Raw genomic sequence first — 15,617 nt, 5'->3', positions numbered from 1 at the left:
TTAGTGTGTGCGTTTAAAGAGTGGTTATTTTGGTAGGCGTTTATGAATAACCATATCCGTATAGTACTCATCGGTAATTTTGTATTTTTTCAAGATCAGACCTAGCAAGGCGTGGAATACACCAGGAATGATAGTTAGCATCAGTGCTAAGCCCATTAGGGTAAATTCGGTTTGCTCAACGTTAGGCTTGTACTCAAAAAATGCCAGTAATAAACCACCCGCTAAGCCCGCTAAACCGCCCCCGGCTTTTTGGCAGAATGAAATACCACCAAACGATAGACCTGATGCACGAACGCCGTCTTTAATTTCACCGTAATCAACGGCTTCAGCAATGGCAGACCAGAACACTGGCGCATGTAAATCAACCACAAATGACAAGATGATATAAAGCACAAACGCCGTCATTACATCGCCAGGCTGCACTACAAAGTACATTAGTAATGAAATAAATAGCACGGCAATTTGTGATTGACGGAATAGCTTCATTTTACAGTAACGCTGGGTGATCCACGTACTTGCCACCATTGAGACAATAGATGCTGCAATACCTGCACTGGTAAAGGCACCTGCTAAATCTGGTACACCTAAGTAATAGGTTGCGTAATACATAGCAACACTGCCACGAATCGCATAGCCAAGCGTACCAAGCACACATGCTGCACACAGTAGTAACCATTGGTCGTTTTTAATAAGTACTTTTAATTGCGTAAGTACGCCTTCGGTTTGTGGCTCATGGGTAATACGTTCGCGAGTAGTAAAGAAGCAAAACAAAAATAGTGCTACGGCACATGCCGATACCAATGCCATTGCCAGTTTATAACCATACGACAAGCTGCCATCTCCCCAATATGAGGCAAGTAGCGGCACTGAAAATACGATCACTACATTGGCAATCTTAGCGAAGAACATACGGTAACCATTAGCTGACAAACGCTCTTTAGGATCGGCAGTTAATACACCAATGTAAGAGATATAAGGAATAGCAACACCGGTAAACATCAAGGTCGCAAACAAGTACGTGGCATAAGCCCAAGCTAACTTCATGTTGTAGTCGAAATCAGGCGTGGTAAATAACAGTACGACCGATAAACCATAAGGCACAGATAAAAATAAGAACCAATGCCGGAACTGACCCCAACGGGTTTTCACTTTGTCGGTGATCACCCCCATTAATGGATCGGTAAAGGCATCAACAAAACGCGCCACTAAGAACAACACACCCATATCAACCGGATCAAGTCCGTAGATATCGGTGTAAAAGAAAGACATAAAATAGAATAACGCTGCAACCATGACATTTACTGCCATGTCGCCGGCGCCAAAGCCGACCTTTTCTACAACGGATAACTTTTGAGATTCCATACAACAACACCCTAATTGGTCAATAATGAGCCGCCGCTCACTATTTCAAGCAATGCTAAAAAGCTTTCAACATTGCGTATCAAATAAATTTATAGCCCTAGATATTACACAGCTTGGCCATTGCGTTCGTTATTTTTGTAAATTTAATGCTAATCTAATTAATAGTATTATCATACTTATTAAATCGCAACTCTTTTCGACCGATGGTTTGGTTTATAAAAACCAATAAAAAACCCCAGCTAAGCCGGGGTTTTTGGGTCTATTTAAGAAAATTAGAAAGAATAACGTGCACCAAGTGCGAATGTACGTGAGTAGATACCGTTACCAAAGTTAAACAGGTTGTCGTTACCTTCACCATAGTAGTTTTGATATACGTCATCTAGGATGTTCGTTGCATCAAAAGTAACCACTAAATCATCATTCACATTGTAGCTAAATTGGAAATCTAAGCTTTGCTCAGGACGACTCCAGAATTGAATCGGGTTAGCAAAGATTGCCGCTTCATTACCTGTGTAGAACTCAGAACGCCATACATAAGATAAGCGCATATCGAATGAGTCACGCTCGTAGATACCTACGATGCTGTACGATTCATCAGAAACACCAGCCATTTGTGAATCAACATAACCAGAGATTTCACCTAGCTCATTGAATTCAGGTGTATCTTGCTCTGAATCAAGCATCGTATAGCTTGCTTGCACACCAAAACCGTTTAAGTACTCTGGTAAGTATTCTGGGAAGTAAACTAAACCAACTTCTAAACCAGATAGTTCACCGTTTGAAGCATTCACTGGTGCACTTAATACATATGGGCGTGTTACGCCATCATCGCCTTCGCGCACTACTTGCTTACGACCCGCAACAACTAAGCCTTCAATTTCACGCTTAAAGTAAGCTGCGTAAAGTGAACTTGTATCTGCGAAGTACCATTCAAGTGATACGTCATAGTTCTTTGATTCTGTTGGTTTAAGCTCTGGGTTACCACCCGTACCAGTACCGTATGTAGCACCTTCTGTTAATGGATCGTACCAGTATTGCAGCGCGTTTAAGTCAGCAAAGTTAGGCATACGTAATGTTTCTGTGTACGCGACACGGCCCACTACATCATCAGTGATATTCCAGTTAAGTACTAAGCTTGGTAGTAATGCGCTGCTATCAGCACTTGCTGAGCTTTCTTCAAATACATTTGAGTTCATGCCGCCAGATTCAGCAATAAAGTCCATATCTTGCTCGTAGCTTACATAACGTAAACCAAACTCACCGCTGATATCTTCAGTTAAGAAGAAGTTAGTTGTGGCATATAGCGCGTATGAGTTTTCTTCGATATCAAATGTTTTGTATACGTCTTCAGCTTCAAGGCCGTATACGCTACGAACAGCATCACCGTTATCTAGCATGTAACCACCGTCAGCAGTTACAAAGCTGTCGAAGACGTCAGCACGGCCATCGAAATAATCATCAACTTGGAACACAATACCAGAACCATCACCAGATGCCCCAGCTGCAGCTAATTGCTCAATTAAGCTAGCTACAGATGTGTTTGCAATGCCAGTATCTTGACCACGCGTGTACTCTTGCGCAGTACGTTTTTCGTAACGGCCACCGAATTTCACTTTATCAAAATAAGTACCACCAATTAGGTATTCAGCATCAAATGTGAAGGTTAATGCGTCACCCGCGTTACCGCCGCCATTGTCATAAATAGTACCTGCATTCCAGTTTTCGATAGCAGCCATATCTGCTTCGTTTACCGCTGTGTTTGGATCATCCCAAAACGCAATACCTGGTACGCCGTCTTTATCGTTAAAGTCTACATCTAAGCCATATGCAGTGCGGTCAAAACGCATTGCGAAGAAGTCTGTTTCGTACTCACTATCTTGGTAAACGACTTCTGTATTAATGGTTAGGTAATCGCTTGCTTGCCACTCGGCACCTAGCGCATATAAGTAGCTATCTGTTTTACCGTACGAGTAGTCACCACTTTGGAAACCGCCAGCGCCAATCGCTTGCTTTTCTTTAACCACATTAGTGCCATCAAACACCGTTGGAGTTTCAATGAAGCCGTTACCGTTTTCGAATGTATTTGAGAACCACATCGCGTTTTGCGATTCGTTTTCGTAACCTGTGTAGAAGCCTTCAGCTGTGATTTCTAGGGTTTCATCTGGTGCCCACTGTAAAGAGACAGACGCAGCTGGACGCTTACGAAGACCAGTGAATGAAGTACCAAAAATAGCATCACGTGCAAGTAGGTATTCAGTTGGCTCACCATTTACGTCTAAAGTAGAACCTGCCGCAGTCGGTAGACCTAACTCAGTGCCTTGAGTCCAAAATTCATTTGGTACACGTGAGTACGGTGAGTAGTTGTACTGTGGTTTATCAGTAAAGAATGGGAACGCTGCACCCGCTGTGATGGTGTCATCGCGGTAATGTGTTTCAGCATAAGAAATATTGAAAAGTGCACCAAACTCACCAGCACCGTCGATTTCCCAACGATTAGAAAGTAATGCACTGATATTTGGATCAACTTCATCTGGTTGATCTGAGTAAATCGCACGTGCCGCTAAAACAACTTTTTCACCTTCGAAGTTGAAAGGACGGTGGGTTTTAATATCAATCGCACCTGCGATACCACGTTCAATTTGATCCGCCGAACGGGTTTTATAAACTGTTACGCCTGAAAGTAAACTTGCAGGAATGTCTTGCAGCGCCACATCACGACCCGCACCTGTAAAGATAGCGCGGCCATTAACTGTGGTATTAACATCAGTAAGACCACGGATTGAAACCGCACTTACTTCACCAGCACCACGGCCTGTTGTTTGTACACCTGTCACACGTTGTAGTGCTTCAACTACGTTGTTATCAGGGAATTTACCAATATCTTCAGCAACAATTGCATCCACGATTTGAACGCTTGCACGTTTTTCATCTAGCGCTTTGTTTAAACTGCCGCGAATACCTGATACTTGAATAACCTCCATCTCATCGACGTTATTCTCAGGAGTGTTTGGTGCTTCCTCCTGTGCAAAAGCAAATTGACAGGTAAATGCCATAACTACAGCACTGGCTATGTGTGTTCTTTTAAACATAAGCGGTGTTCTCCAAATTATAGTTATATCGGTCCGCTGAACTTTCCCCATTCAGTTACCGAAGAGTGACCACTGCATTGTGCATCGTGTGTTGTCAAAACGGTGCGCGAGTGTGTCTACATTTTATTATGTTAATACATTGCTGCCTGAACTTTAATCATATTGTATGATTATTTGACAGTCAACTCAAAAAGCCAAATTAAAATTAGTGCCATTATGTTTACAAAAAACGTTGTAATTATAACACGTTACAAACTCAAAAAGGGCTGCGCTTTTATTTTGGGAATTTATATAGACCCATTATTATCAGTCACTTAGCGTTTATTTGTTTGCTTGTTTAATTTGTCTTTAGTTCATCCAGAGCGACAAAAAAAGGGCTAACAAGTTATTTACCCGGCGTATTTTGATGCTACTATGATAAAAATACAATAATACAATATAGAGTTATTTTTTGCTGCACTTTTACTGGTTTGTTTCGATGTAAACAATCAGTTACTCAGTATAATCAGGCATACACTGTGTATTATCTGGTCATTTAGAGCGAGCTCTAAGTACAAAAGCTGCAGTTCGAACAACAATTATTAGTCACAGAGGACACTCATGAAGAAATTGAAAGCGTTGGCGCTACCATTACTTTTTTCGAGCAGCTTAGCTGTTGCACAAAACCCATTATTTACCGATGTATTTACTGCAGACCCTGCGGCACTTGTTCACAATGACACCGTATACCTTTATACAGGCCATGATGAAGCCCCTAATAATGACGTGTTTTTTGAAATGCACGACTGGTTAGCCTTTTCATCAACAGATATGGTGAACTGGAAAAAACACGGCCCAATCATGAAAGCAACAGACTTTAAATGGGCTAAAGGTGAAGCATGGGCTTCACACATGATTGAGCGTGATGGCACTTTCTATTTCTTTACCACAGTTCGCCACAACGATACAAAACCAGGTTTTGCAATTGGTGTTGCGACTTCTAAATCACCAACAGGCCCTTTTAAAGATGCGATTGGTCACGCGCTTGTTACTGATGATATGACCAAGCACACGCCAAATGATTGGGACGACATCGACCCGGCTATTTATACAGAAGAAAATGGCGATACTTACATGTTCTTTGGTAACCTAATGCCAAAATACGTAAAGCTGAGCGACGACTTACTGTCTCTTGATGGTGAAATTAAAACGCTTGATTTACCAAACTTTACCGAAGCGCTATGGGTTCATAAGAAAAACGACAATTACTATGTTTCGTACGCATGTGAGTTCCCAGAGAAGATCTGTTATGCCATGAGCAAAAGCATTCATGGACCGTGGGAATATAAAGGTATCTTGAATGAGATAGCCGGTAACAGCGAAACCAACCACCAATCAATTATCGAATACAAAGGTAAAGACTACTTTATTTACCATACGGGTGCCGTACCACCGATTGATGGCAAACCAAGTGGCGGGCGTTTTCGTCGTTCAGTGGCGATTGAGCCACTTTACTACAACGAAGATGGCACACTTAAGCGCATTATCATGACCACTGAAGGTCTGAGTAAACAAGACAAGTAATATCAAAAAGGGCTCTTTAAGAGCCCTTTTTAATGCTAAAATGTAATACAAATAAGCAAATTTAACGGAAAATCCCCACTTTCAGATAAGCAAAAACTTCCCTAATAGCGCAAAAACAGCGAAAAAAACGCCAAAAATGGCAACTTGAAAAAATTAAAATCACGCTGTACATATTGTAAACACTGATACTTCATATTTACATATCAATTACCTTTGCAAAAGTATTTGCACATTTTAAATCGTACTATAAAATTACAATACTACGTTCTTATTAGTTTGATATAGGCGCGCGGCAATTTTATTGACAACAATCGAATAAAAAAATGAATCCCAGTTTCAAGAGGACACATAAAATGAAATTAAATAAATTAGCCATGGTCATAGCCTGCTCTTTGGCTGTGACAGGTTGTGGCAAAGAAGATGGTACTAAGCTTGACACAGCACCAGCGGTTGCCGACCCGCAAAGTGCAAAACCGACTGTAAGCAGCAGTGTTGAATACACTGAATCAGGTAGTGTAATGGTTACCAATGTAAGCGTGCACGATCCTTCTGTCGTTAAAGTCGACGACACATATTATATTTTCGGGTCACACCTTGCTGCCGCTAAATCGACTGATCTCTTGAACTGGGAAATGATTTCGAGTCTTTCAGCTAACGAAGCCGTTAATGAAAGCCCATTATTTGATTACAACTACACAGGTGAAATTGCCGAAGGCATTGAATGGACAGACGGTTTCACAGGAAACTGGGCTGCTGATGTTATTCAGGCGCCAAATGGCAAGTTCTGGTTCTACTATAATCATTGTGCACAAGATAACCCAGATACACCAGATGTTGTTGATGAAGTATGCTGGAACCGCTCTTACCTTGGTTTAGCTGAAGCTGACAATATCGAAGGTCCGTATACAAACAAAGGTATTTTCTTACGCAGCGGTTATCGTACAGAAGCTGAGTTTGCAGCTTACCCACTTGATAATGGCCAGACAACATGGAATGGTGCCGTTGATCCTAACGCCATTGACCCTGCAGCTTTCTATGATGCTGATGGCAAACTTTGGATGGTTTACGGCTCATACTCTGGCGGTATTTTCGTGCTAGCAATGGACGAAGAAACAGGTATGCCAGAAGCAGGTCAAGGCTATGGTAAAAAGCTAGTTGGCGGTGACTTCCGTGCGATGGAAGGTGCATTTGTCATGTACAGCCCAGAAAGTGAATACTACTACCTATTCTTCTCTGTTGCTGGTTTTGATCTTAATGGTGGCTACAACATCCGTGTTGCTCGCTCAAAAACACCGGATGGCCCTTATCTAGATAACGCAGGTAATGACATTGCAGCTATCGGCGGTCTGGAGGTCGGCGAAAAACTAATGGGCGGCTTTGAGTACACGCAAGAACTTGGCGAAACAGCACCAGCATGGGGCTACCAATCACCGGGCCATAACTCTGCTTACTACGATGAAGCGACAGGTCGTCATATCTTAGTTACGCATACGCGTTTCCCGCAAACATCGACTGAGTTCCCAACCATTTCAGAAGCGCACCAAGTTCGCGTACATGAAATGTTCATTAACTCATTAGGTTGGCCTATGGCTTCTCCACAACGTTATGTGCCGCTTGAAGGCGACAACATGGTTGTGGCAGATGAGCTTTACGGCTATTACAAATTTATCAACCATGGCAATGATGTAAATACAGATGCTATTCGCTCAATGCATATTGCTTTAAACGAAGATCACTCAGTAACCGGTGATGATCCAGGTATCTGGTACATGATTGATGACTCAAATATTAAACTTGAGTTAGATTCTGGTACTTACTTTGGCGTGGCTAAATGGCAATGGGATGATGCAACTAAAGCAATGGCTGTCACTGTATCAGCTACATCAAGCGAAGGCGCTACCATTTGGGCAAGTAAACGTGATGAAATTACGGATACTGCAAACGTGCTGGGCACTGTTCAAGAAGCACTTGATATCAAAACTGAATTATCAATTGCTGACGAAGGCTACTCATTACCAACCAAAGGTAAAGACGGTGCTGCAATTAACTGGGAAAGCAGTGATGAATACTACATCACCAGTGAAGGCTCAGTATTCATTCCAACGCCAGATCGCGGTGATAAAGCGGTTACTTTAACGGCTAATATCTCTTTAAACGGTGAAAGCACGACTAAAACATTTAATGTAAATCTAAAAGCGCGACCAGAGTTTAAAAATGCGATTGCACACTATGCATTCGAAGATTCGCTAAGTGATGGTTTAGGTAACCTTGATGATGCGGGCGTAACAGATAATAACATGTTAAATGTGGGTACTGGTACAGCTGCATACGCAGAAGGTCAAACAGGTAAAGCATTTAACTTTGACGGTGCAACGGGCGTACGTTTACCTGATGAGTTAGTAACAGGCGATGAGTACACTATTTCGTATTGGTTTAAGCCAACTGTACTAACTAACTTTACGCCTACATTCTTCGCATCAACGTCTGATGCACGTTGGATGAGCTTGATCCCAGGTAGTACACACTTTACGTCAACACCAATGCTATGGAGCCGTTATTTAGCTGATGATGGCACTGATATGTGGAACCAAATCATTTCTGACTCTCCAGCGGTAATGGATTGGAATCACATTGCAATCACTTATGCTAATGGCACTGCAACACTTTATCGTGATGGTGTACGTGCAGGTTCGATGCCTCGCCCTGACTTCTTTAGCGAACAAACAGGTAACTTTGCCCTTGGTGTGAACTACGGTTGGGACTTACCTTTCCAAGGTCAAATTGATGAATTCATCGTTTATGACTACGCGCTAAACGGCCTAGATATTAATGGTGCGGCTATCAATAACCTGACAGATCCGACTAAATTTGAGAGCTTCATTACTGATGCGCTTGATTTAGGTGATGTATCGGCAGTACGTGAAAGCTTTGAGTTACCGCGTGTAGGTCCATTTGTATCTGGTATTAGCTGGACGTCAAACAACGAAGAGTACTTAAAACCGGTTAATGGCACAGCTGTTGTTACTCAACCTAGCGCCTCTGCTGGCGACCAAGTAGTGACATTAACTGCAACTATTAAGTACAAAGACTTTACTGATACTAAGTCATTCGATGTAACCTTAAAATCACTTGCACCTGCTGAATACAGCTTCGAAGGTGACCTAAGTGCATTAAACGGTGCGTATGCAGCGGGTAAACCAACGGGTGGTTTCATCAACAATACTGGTGGTAACGTAACTTTTGTTGACGGTGTAATTGGTCAAGCAGTATTCCTAGAAGGTTCAGGTGTTCGTTTACCGGATAACTTAATCACGACCAATGATTACTCAGTATCTATGTGGTTAAAACCTGAAACCTTCACTGATTACACTACAGCGTTCTTCGCAGGTGCAAGTGCAGGCTCTTGGTTAAGTTATGTGCCATCTATGGCAGGTACAGGCCTAACTCGTTTATGGGCAAATAACGGTGCCTTCTTCGATAATGCAGAACTAGATAGCCGTATTCCAGCAAAAGAATGGACACATGTTGCATTCACTGTTGATGGTACGAATGGTGATGTGTTGAAGATGTATGTTAACGGCGAATTACAGCTAGAAACCGATGGCTTCCCGCGTGTATTCACGGTTCCTGGTGAAACAAATGAGTTTGCACTCGGTGTTAACTACTGGGATACACCTTATAACGGTGCTATCGATGAACTGAAAATTTTCAACGGTGCGATTAGCGCTGAAGAAATAAAAGCACTCTTTGATGCAGCTGCTGCACAAGAGTAACAAAGTGAGGTGAGCTGCCTCACCTCAACTATTTGTTGTCTGGAAAGGCCGGGTGAAAACCCGGCTTTTTTCTAAAGCTTTAGTACCCCTTGCCGATACATACATATCATTCACTTTCATCGCTCTCATTATGGCTATTAACTCATTAGCAAGTGCGTTAAATATCTCAAACGCAGATACAGCAGTCAGTAATACCAACTCAAAAGTAGGCTACAAACTCAGCAGCCAAGAGATGAATAAACTCTCAGGTCGTGAAGTAGAGCCCACGCAAAAAGAAGAAATATCTAGCGAACTCCCTGCGCATATCCGCAAAATGGTTGAACAACTAGAAAAACTCAAAGAACAGCTTGAACTTGCCAAAGAGCAATTAGCCAAACTGCAAGCACTTAAAAACCAAGAAGATGAAGCGGTTAAAGTGCAAGTTGAAACACAGACCAAAATGGTCATGGAAATCCATACGCAAATAATGTCTCTTAGCCAATCAATTAGCGACGCGCTAAAAGAAGCAGGTATAAGCGATCCCGGTGTATTGATGAGTGTGTTGGTATAAAGTTCAGACCTCTGGCTTTAAACAGTATTGATTACGACCGCTCTTTTTAGCTTCGTACAGGTTTTCGTCGGCCTTTAAGAAAAGTGTCTTCCAATCTCTTGGAGATTCAGGAACCGTCACCCCGCCAATTGAAATAGTTAAGTAGCCACAGGGTGAACCTTCATGAGGTAAATGCTCTTCGTGCAATAGGTCTATTATTCGTTTTGCCACCAACTGACAGCCTTCATAGTTAGTGTGTGGAAGAACAACAGCAAACTCCTCACCACCCCAACGTGAAATAAAATCAGTGTCGCGTGCTAATGCTCTTTTCACAGTGTTAGTAACTGATACAAGCGCTGCATCACCTGCCAAATGGCCATAACGGTCGTTATATTTTTTAAAATAATCAATATCCAGTAATAACACAGAGACTTCGGGTGACTCGTACCTTGCACTCAGTTGATTCATCACCACTTCTAAATAGCGTCGATTAAAAACTTTCGTGAGCGAGTCAATCATTGATGCTTCTTTATGTTGCTCAAGCAAAGCACTGTATTTCAGCTCTTTTTCTACACGTTTTTGAAGTGTTACGGCACTGTAGGGTTTAGCAATAAAATCATTACATCCTGCGTCCCAAAACTTATATTCAAAGTTTGTATAATTTTCGCCCGTCAACATGATTACGGGCGTATGCTCAAACGCAGGAACACTACGAATGGTTTGACATAGGTCGATACCGTCCATACCGGGCAACCGATAATCAAATAAGAAAAGTGATACTTTTAGATCACCTAATTGCTCTAACAATGCTTCAGCTGTTGAGAAGCGGCTAACATTATATTGAGGTGATAACACTTTGTTGATAATAGTAAAATCAAGATCACTGTCTTCAACCAAAACAACATTGCTATCAAGCGTTGCTTTACTCAGGTCTTTTTCAGCTTTTTTTCGTAACGAATTAAGCGAACTATCCATATAAAGTTTACCCTTGCTGGTTCATCGTTGAGGGTAGTTTGCATTATCAGGGTTTTCAAGTGACGGCAAATAGCTAAGGCCCAACATTTGGGTAGTATATTTCTGGCCAAAGCCAACTTTACTCTTGTAACTCTCCCATCGCTAACTCCCTCTTACCTCCCTAAAAAGGGGCAAAATACAGTGAAAATGCGGGCTCTGAATTATCGATCAAGCAAATACGAAACTTCCTTAACCATTAAAAACACAATATTTTAAGCGCCTACTTTAAAAAATAAGCAGTGAAGAAACATAGTTTTTATATTTAAAAAACAAAAGCATATAATTTAAAATAAACCTAAACACTTCACTCTCAGTTAAAACGAGCAAAAACACAAAATAAGAAATAAGCATTAATACATCACTTCAAAAACCCTCTCATAGCACTTTTTTAGTATAGAATTTAACCAACCCAAACGTAAGATGGCTGCATCCCATGAATTAAGTAAGGTCATTCTATGCGTAACATTTTATTAGTTTCAGTAAATGGATTTACGTTTAAAGCATGTTTATTGATTACATGTTTATGGATGAGCTTTTTTGCTCAAGCAAAAGATTCAACTTCAATTGAAACAGCAAGAGCATGGCTTAAGCTTGTTGATAGCGGCGAATACTTGCAGAGTTGGCAGCAAACAGATCACATATTTCAGACAGCCACACCAGAGCCAAAATGGCGCTTGGCATTAGAGCAACTTCGTATTCCCCTTGGTCGCGTAATGTCTCGTACTTATTTTGATGTACAAGAATATTCATCACTACCCGGAATGCCTAATGGCGAATATTTAGTGGTTCAATTTCAAACAAGCTTCACCAATAAGGAGCATGCCCTAGAAACTCTGAGCCTGAGTAAAAATAGTGGCCAATGGCAGCCTTTAGGTTATTTAATTAATTAGGGGTTATGAAGGTGTGGATGGATTATGTTGGGTTTCGCTTCGCTCTACCCAACCTACCCAAAAATGAACAGAGCAAGTGCTGAGAGGTACGCCACACATAACAACCCCACCGCTCAGCTTGGAACTTTACTCTCGCTAACTTACAGTCTTCAGCCACAAAAAGCCACTCATAAATGAAGTGGCTTTGGTTGAGTCGATTTTTTACTTATAACTTAATTTGGTTCACGCAGATGGAACACTTGGCACTTATTACCTAAATCAGGTTGTTGTGCGAAGTTAGTTTTTTCAGCTAAACCACAGTTACTTAAACCAAGTGCTTGCTTTGTGTAGCGGTTGATCAGCATAACACCACCGCCTTCTACTGGAGCAATACGCCACTGTGCTGTTTTCGCCGCACAAGACGCCATCTCTACGTTGGCACCTGGTACTAAGGCGTTATCAGCTATCGCAGCACAGAACTCGCTGTCAGCGCTTTGTTTAAGGCTTACATAGCCAGTATCTGTTGGTGTGAAGAACCATTGCTGTGCATCTTTATGCGTGTAAGCTTGTTGCTCAACATTGGTACCTGCTTTAACCGTACCAGCCACGCTAAGTGCTTTACCACTTTGTTGGCTTAATACGACAACACTACCCATTGGGCGTAATTGCCAGTCACCACACGCTGTTGCGTCGCTTTGCTGTAAAACCGCTTGGTTTTGTGCAGCAGAACAACCAGCAATCGCTAATGGTTTGCCTGTGTAACGGTTAGTAATAGATACATTACCATCTGTGCTTGGTGCTACTTTCCATTGCTGGCAGAAGTTATTGCGCCATGCTGCAGATTGCACCTTAGCGTTATCGGCATCATTACAGCTTTCAAGCTCTAAGAACTTGCTGTCTTCACGGTTAGCTAAACGAACAAAACCATCTGTTGTTGCATCAATAACCCATTGACCATTGGTGCTTGCGCACTGACGTTGTACTGCACGTGCATCTTGTGGATCAGCTGCAATGTCTAAACATAAGCCGCTTGTTGCATTCACTAATTGGTAGCGCTGACCTTGCACTCGCGTTACCAGTGGGCCGTATTCACCTGATGGCGGTGCGACTTCAACACCTGGTGTTAATGGTTTACCAAAGCTTGGTGTACCATCGTCGTTCCAAGTAAATTTTTGCGCACGTAATGAACGAGTCGCGCTACAACCGTGCTCTACCGAATCATTACCATGATAAACTAACCAATCTTCTGTGCCGTCTGGCGACGTGAAAAAGCCGTTATGGCCTGGGCCAAACACTTCTTCTGTACGCTCAAATACTGGCTTGTCGTATTTCTTCCAGCTGCTCGCTTTTAGCGGATCGTCACCAACAAGCTCAAGCATACCTAGTTTGTAATCAGGGGTATTACAGAAGCTTGCTGAGTACGTCATAAACGTACGGCCATTGTGCTGTAAAATTTCAGCGCCTTCAGTTACTTTACGACCACTGATTTCCCAATCTAGCTCAGGACGCGTGATCACCGTATGTGGTGAGTTCTTCTTCAGAGTCCATGGGTTTTCCATTTCAGCAATAATGTTTAATTGCTGATCACCCTGCCATTGTGAGTAGATCACATATAGCTTGTCTTTGTATGTTAGATAGTTACCGTCGATGTTCCATACGTTAGGCATTAATGCGCCCTTGTATTCGTATGGACCCATAGGATCATCACCGGCACTTTCTAATACGTTTAAGTGTTGGTTATCTAAAGTGCCATCAGTACCGGCTGTGTACATCATGTACCAACGGTAGCCGTTTGGTCCTTTTAGGCGGTGGAACTCAAACGCCCAAAAGTTACAACAACGCTCAGGGTTTGAATCAGACCAAACATTGACAGGTGTTGCATCAGCAAGGCCAGCTAGTGTTGGTGATTTACGCATCACTAACTCAGATGTCCATGTTGTTGTAGTTAGGTAATAGTTACCATCCCAATACTCAAGCCATGGATCGGCGCCATTTGGGAAAAGAGGATTAGTAAAAATACCATCATCTTGAATTGGCGCTTTTGCTGTGGCTGCGACATCTGCTTTGGCTGTGTTGTCTTCAGCCGTAGTCTGACAACCAGTCAGTGCACCAAACGACAAGGCAAATAGGCTAGCTAAACCAGCCTTTTGCATTGCGTTTTTAAGCTTTGTTGTTTTCACGTTTGTGTTCCTTTATTTTGTACCAAATTCGTACACGATGCGTGTTGAATACACGTCACCTGGCAGTAATGTTGTGCTTGGGAACGTTGGCTGATTAGGTGCATCAGGGAAATGCTGTGGCTCTAAACAAAAACCACTTCTGAAATTATGCACTAAGCCAGACGCTTGCTGAGTACTACCGTCTAAGAAGTTACCTGAATAAAACTGTACCGCAGGCTCTTCTGTGTAAACTGTTAACGTACGACCAGAGTTTGCTTCGTAAACCGTCGCGGCTTCGATAAGCTTATTGCTTGGCGTGTCTTTAAGCACAAAGTTATGATCATAACCTTTACCAAGTTTCAGTTGTTCGTTGCTTGCTTTGATATCTTGACCAATTGCTTTAGCAGTACGGAAGTCAAACGGTGTGCCAGCCACATCCATCAACTCACCAGTTGGGATCAAGCCGCCATCGACAGGGGTAATTACTTTTGCGTTAATTTGCATTTGGTGATCAAGAATGTCGCCTTTACCCGCTAGGTTGAAGTAGCTGTGTTGCGTCATATTGATGATGGTAGGCTTGCTTGTTGTAGCAATAAACTGCATATCTAGCGTATTGTTATTCGTTAGCGTGTAAGTTACTTCAGTCGTTACTTCACCCGGGTAACCTTGGTCACCATCAGGGCTCACTAAACTTAAAGTAACGCCAGCGCTGTTTTGCGTCGTGAACGGTGTCATGTTCCATACTTTCTTATCGAAACCTTGCACACCACCATGTAAATGGTTGTCACCATCGTTAGTCGCTAATTGGTATTCAGTGCCGTTTAAGGTGAATTTACCGTTTGCGATACGGTTACCAAAACGACCGATGATTGCACCGTAGTAAGTTGTCGCTTTTGTGTATGCTTCTAGATTATCTAAACCCAGTACAATATTACCCATTTCGCCTTTTGCATCTGGCGTTTCAATACGCGTGATAATGCCGCCGTAATTGATTACATCAACGCTAATACCATTGCTGTTAGTCAGCGTTACTTGATTAACTGGCGTTTGATCAGCCAGTACGCCATAGGCCGTCATTGATGCTGAAGGGGAAGTAGTCATATTGTCTCCTTGATGAGCACACGCTGGTGTAAGGGCAATCCCACATGTCACCAACAATGCATAAAGCCCGCGCGACTTTTTCGTGTTCGAACTGGCTGTTTGATGAGTTGTTTTTAAACCTTGGAAAACACATTGCAATGACATATGAATAACCTTTT

The 15,617-nt window shown here is 42.3% G+C and carries 9 protein-coding genes; 4 read left to right on the top strand and 5 right to left on the bottom strand.

Features of this window, described 5'->3' with window-relative positions; translation table 11 throughout:
- Positions 1-24: 24 nt before the first annotated feature.
- Both QL229_RS07760 and QL229_RS07755 read right to left on the bottom strand, forming a co-directional pair.
- Entirely contained in the window at positions 25-1,362 is a 1,338-nt protein-coding gene (locus QL229_RS07760) for an MFS transporter (protein ID WP_054562984.1), read from the bottom strand.
- Positions 1,363-1,634: 272 nt separating this feature from the next.
- On the bottom strand, positions 1,635-4,451 hold the full coding sequence (locus QL229_RS07755) for a TonB-dependent receptor (protein ID WP_281546719.1): 2,817 nt from the start codon (positions 4,449-4,451) through the stop codon (positions 1,635-1,637).
- 600 nt (positions 4,452-5,051) lie between these two features.
- Between QL229_RS07755 and QL229_RS07750 the strand changes: the two genes are divergently transcribed.
- The 3 genes from QL229_RS07750 to QL229_RS07740 all read left to right on the top strand — a co-directional run bounded on the left by QL229_RS07750 (position 5,052) and on the right by QL229_RS07740 (position 10,337).
- Positions 5,052-6,014 (top strand): glycoside hydrolase family 43 protein, encoded by a 963-nt coding sequence (locus QL229_RS07750; RefSeq protein ID WP_054562986.1) that lies wholly within the window; start codon positions 5,052-5,054, stop codon positions 6,012-6,014.
- A gap of 353 nt (positions 6,015-6,367) precedes the next feature.
- The gene (locus tag QL229_RS07745; RefSeq protein WP_281546718.1) at positions 6,368-9,787 is read left to right on the top strand and encodes a LamG-like jellyroll fold domain-containing protein; all 3,420 of its coding nucleotides are present in this window, start codon (positions 6,368-6,370) and stop codon (positions 9,785-9,787) included.
- Positions 9,788-9,839: 52 nt separating this feature from the next.
- Positions 9,840-10,337, top strand: a complete 498-nt coding sequence (locus tag QL229_RS07740; RefSeq protein ID WP_281546717.1) for a hypothetical protein — start codon at positions 9,840-9,842, stop codon at positions 10,335-10,337.
- 3 nt (positions 10,338-10,340) lie between these two features.
- Here QL229_RS07740 and QL229_RS07735 read toward each other — a convergent pair whose 3' ends face one another.
- Positions 10,341-11,291 carry a diguanylate cyclase gene (locus tag QL229_RS07735; protein WP_135923043.1) on the bottom strand — a complete coding sequence of 317 codons (951 nt, stop codon included), beginning with the start codon at positions 11,289-11,291 and terminating at the stop codon, positions 10,341-10,343.
- A gap of 494 nt (positions 11,292-11,785) precedes the next feature.
- Here QL229_RS07735 and QL229_RS07730 point away from each other — a divergent pair, with 494 nt between their 5' ends.
- A complete protein-coding gene (locus QL229_RS07730) occupies positions 11,786-12,220 on the top strand; it encodes a DUF4019 domain-containing protein (protein WP_281546716.1) in 435 nt (144 codons plus the stop codon).
- 212 nt (positions 12,221-12,432) lie between these two features.
- Here the strand turns inward: QL229_RS07730 and QL229_RS07725 are convergent, their stop codons facing one another.
- Positions 12,433-14,379 carry a family 43 glycosylhydrolase gene (locus QL229_RS07725; protein ID WP_281546715.1) on the bottom strand — a complete coding sequence of 649 codons (1,947 nt, stop codon included), beginning with the start codon at positions 14,377-14,379 and terminating at the stop codon, positions 12,433-12,435.
- A 12-nt stretch (positions 14,380-14,391) separates the two neighbouring features.
- On the bottom strand, positions 14,392-15,603 hold the full coding sequence (locus QL229_RS07720) for an aldose epimerase family protein (RefSeq protein ID WP_281546714.1): 1,212 nt from the start codon (positions 15,601-15,603) through the stop codon (positions 14,392-14,394).
- Between the last annotated feature and the right edge of the window lie 14 nt (positions 15,604-15,617).

Origin of the sequence: Pseudoalteromonas sp. PAR1 (assembly GCF_947311895.1) — a bacterium.
Lineage (GTDB): Bacteria > Pseudomonadota > Gammaproteobacteria > Enterobacterales > Alteromonadaceae > Pseudoalteromonas > Pseudoalteromonas lipolytica_C.
This window is presented reverse-complemented; position numbering and strand designations above follow the sequence as displayed.

What these genes read in the sequence shown, in the direction of transcription:
- QL229_RS07760 (WP_054562984.1), bottom strand. Translation starts at nt 1,362, where the DNA reads ATGGAATCTCAAAAGTTATCCGTTGTAGAAAAGGTCGGCTTTGGCGCC.
- QL229_RS07755 (WP_281546719.1), bottom strand. Translation starts at nt 4,451, where the DNA reads ATGTTTAAAAGAACACACATAGCCAGTGCTGTAGTTATGGCATTTACC.
- QL229_RS07750 (WP_054562986.1), top strand. Translation starts at nt 5,052, where the DNA reads ATGAAGAAATTGAAAGCGTTGGCGCTACCATTACTTTTTTCGAGCAGC.
- QL229_RS07745 (WP_281546718.1), top strand. Translation starts at nt 6,368, where the DNA reads ATGAAATTAAATAAATTAGCCATGGTCATAGCCTGCTCTTTGGCTGTG.
- QL229_RS07735 (WP_135923043.1), bottom strand. Translation starts at nt 11,291, where the DNA reads ATGGATAGTTCGCTTAATTCGTTACGAAAAAAAGCTGAAAAAGACCTG.
- QL229_RS07730 (WP_281546716.1), top strand. Translation starts at nt 11,786, where the DNA reads ATGCGTAACATTTTATTAGTTTCAGTAAATGGATTTACGTTTAAAGCA.
- QL229_RS07720 (WP_281546714.1), bottom strand. Translation starts at nt 15,603, where the DNA reads ATGTCATTGCAATGTGTTTTCCAAGGTTTAAAAACAACTCATCAAACA.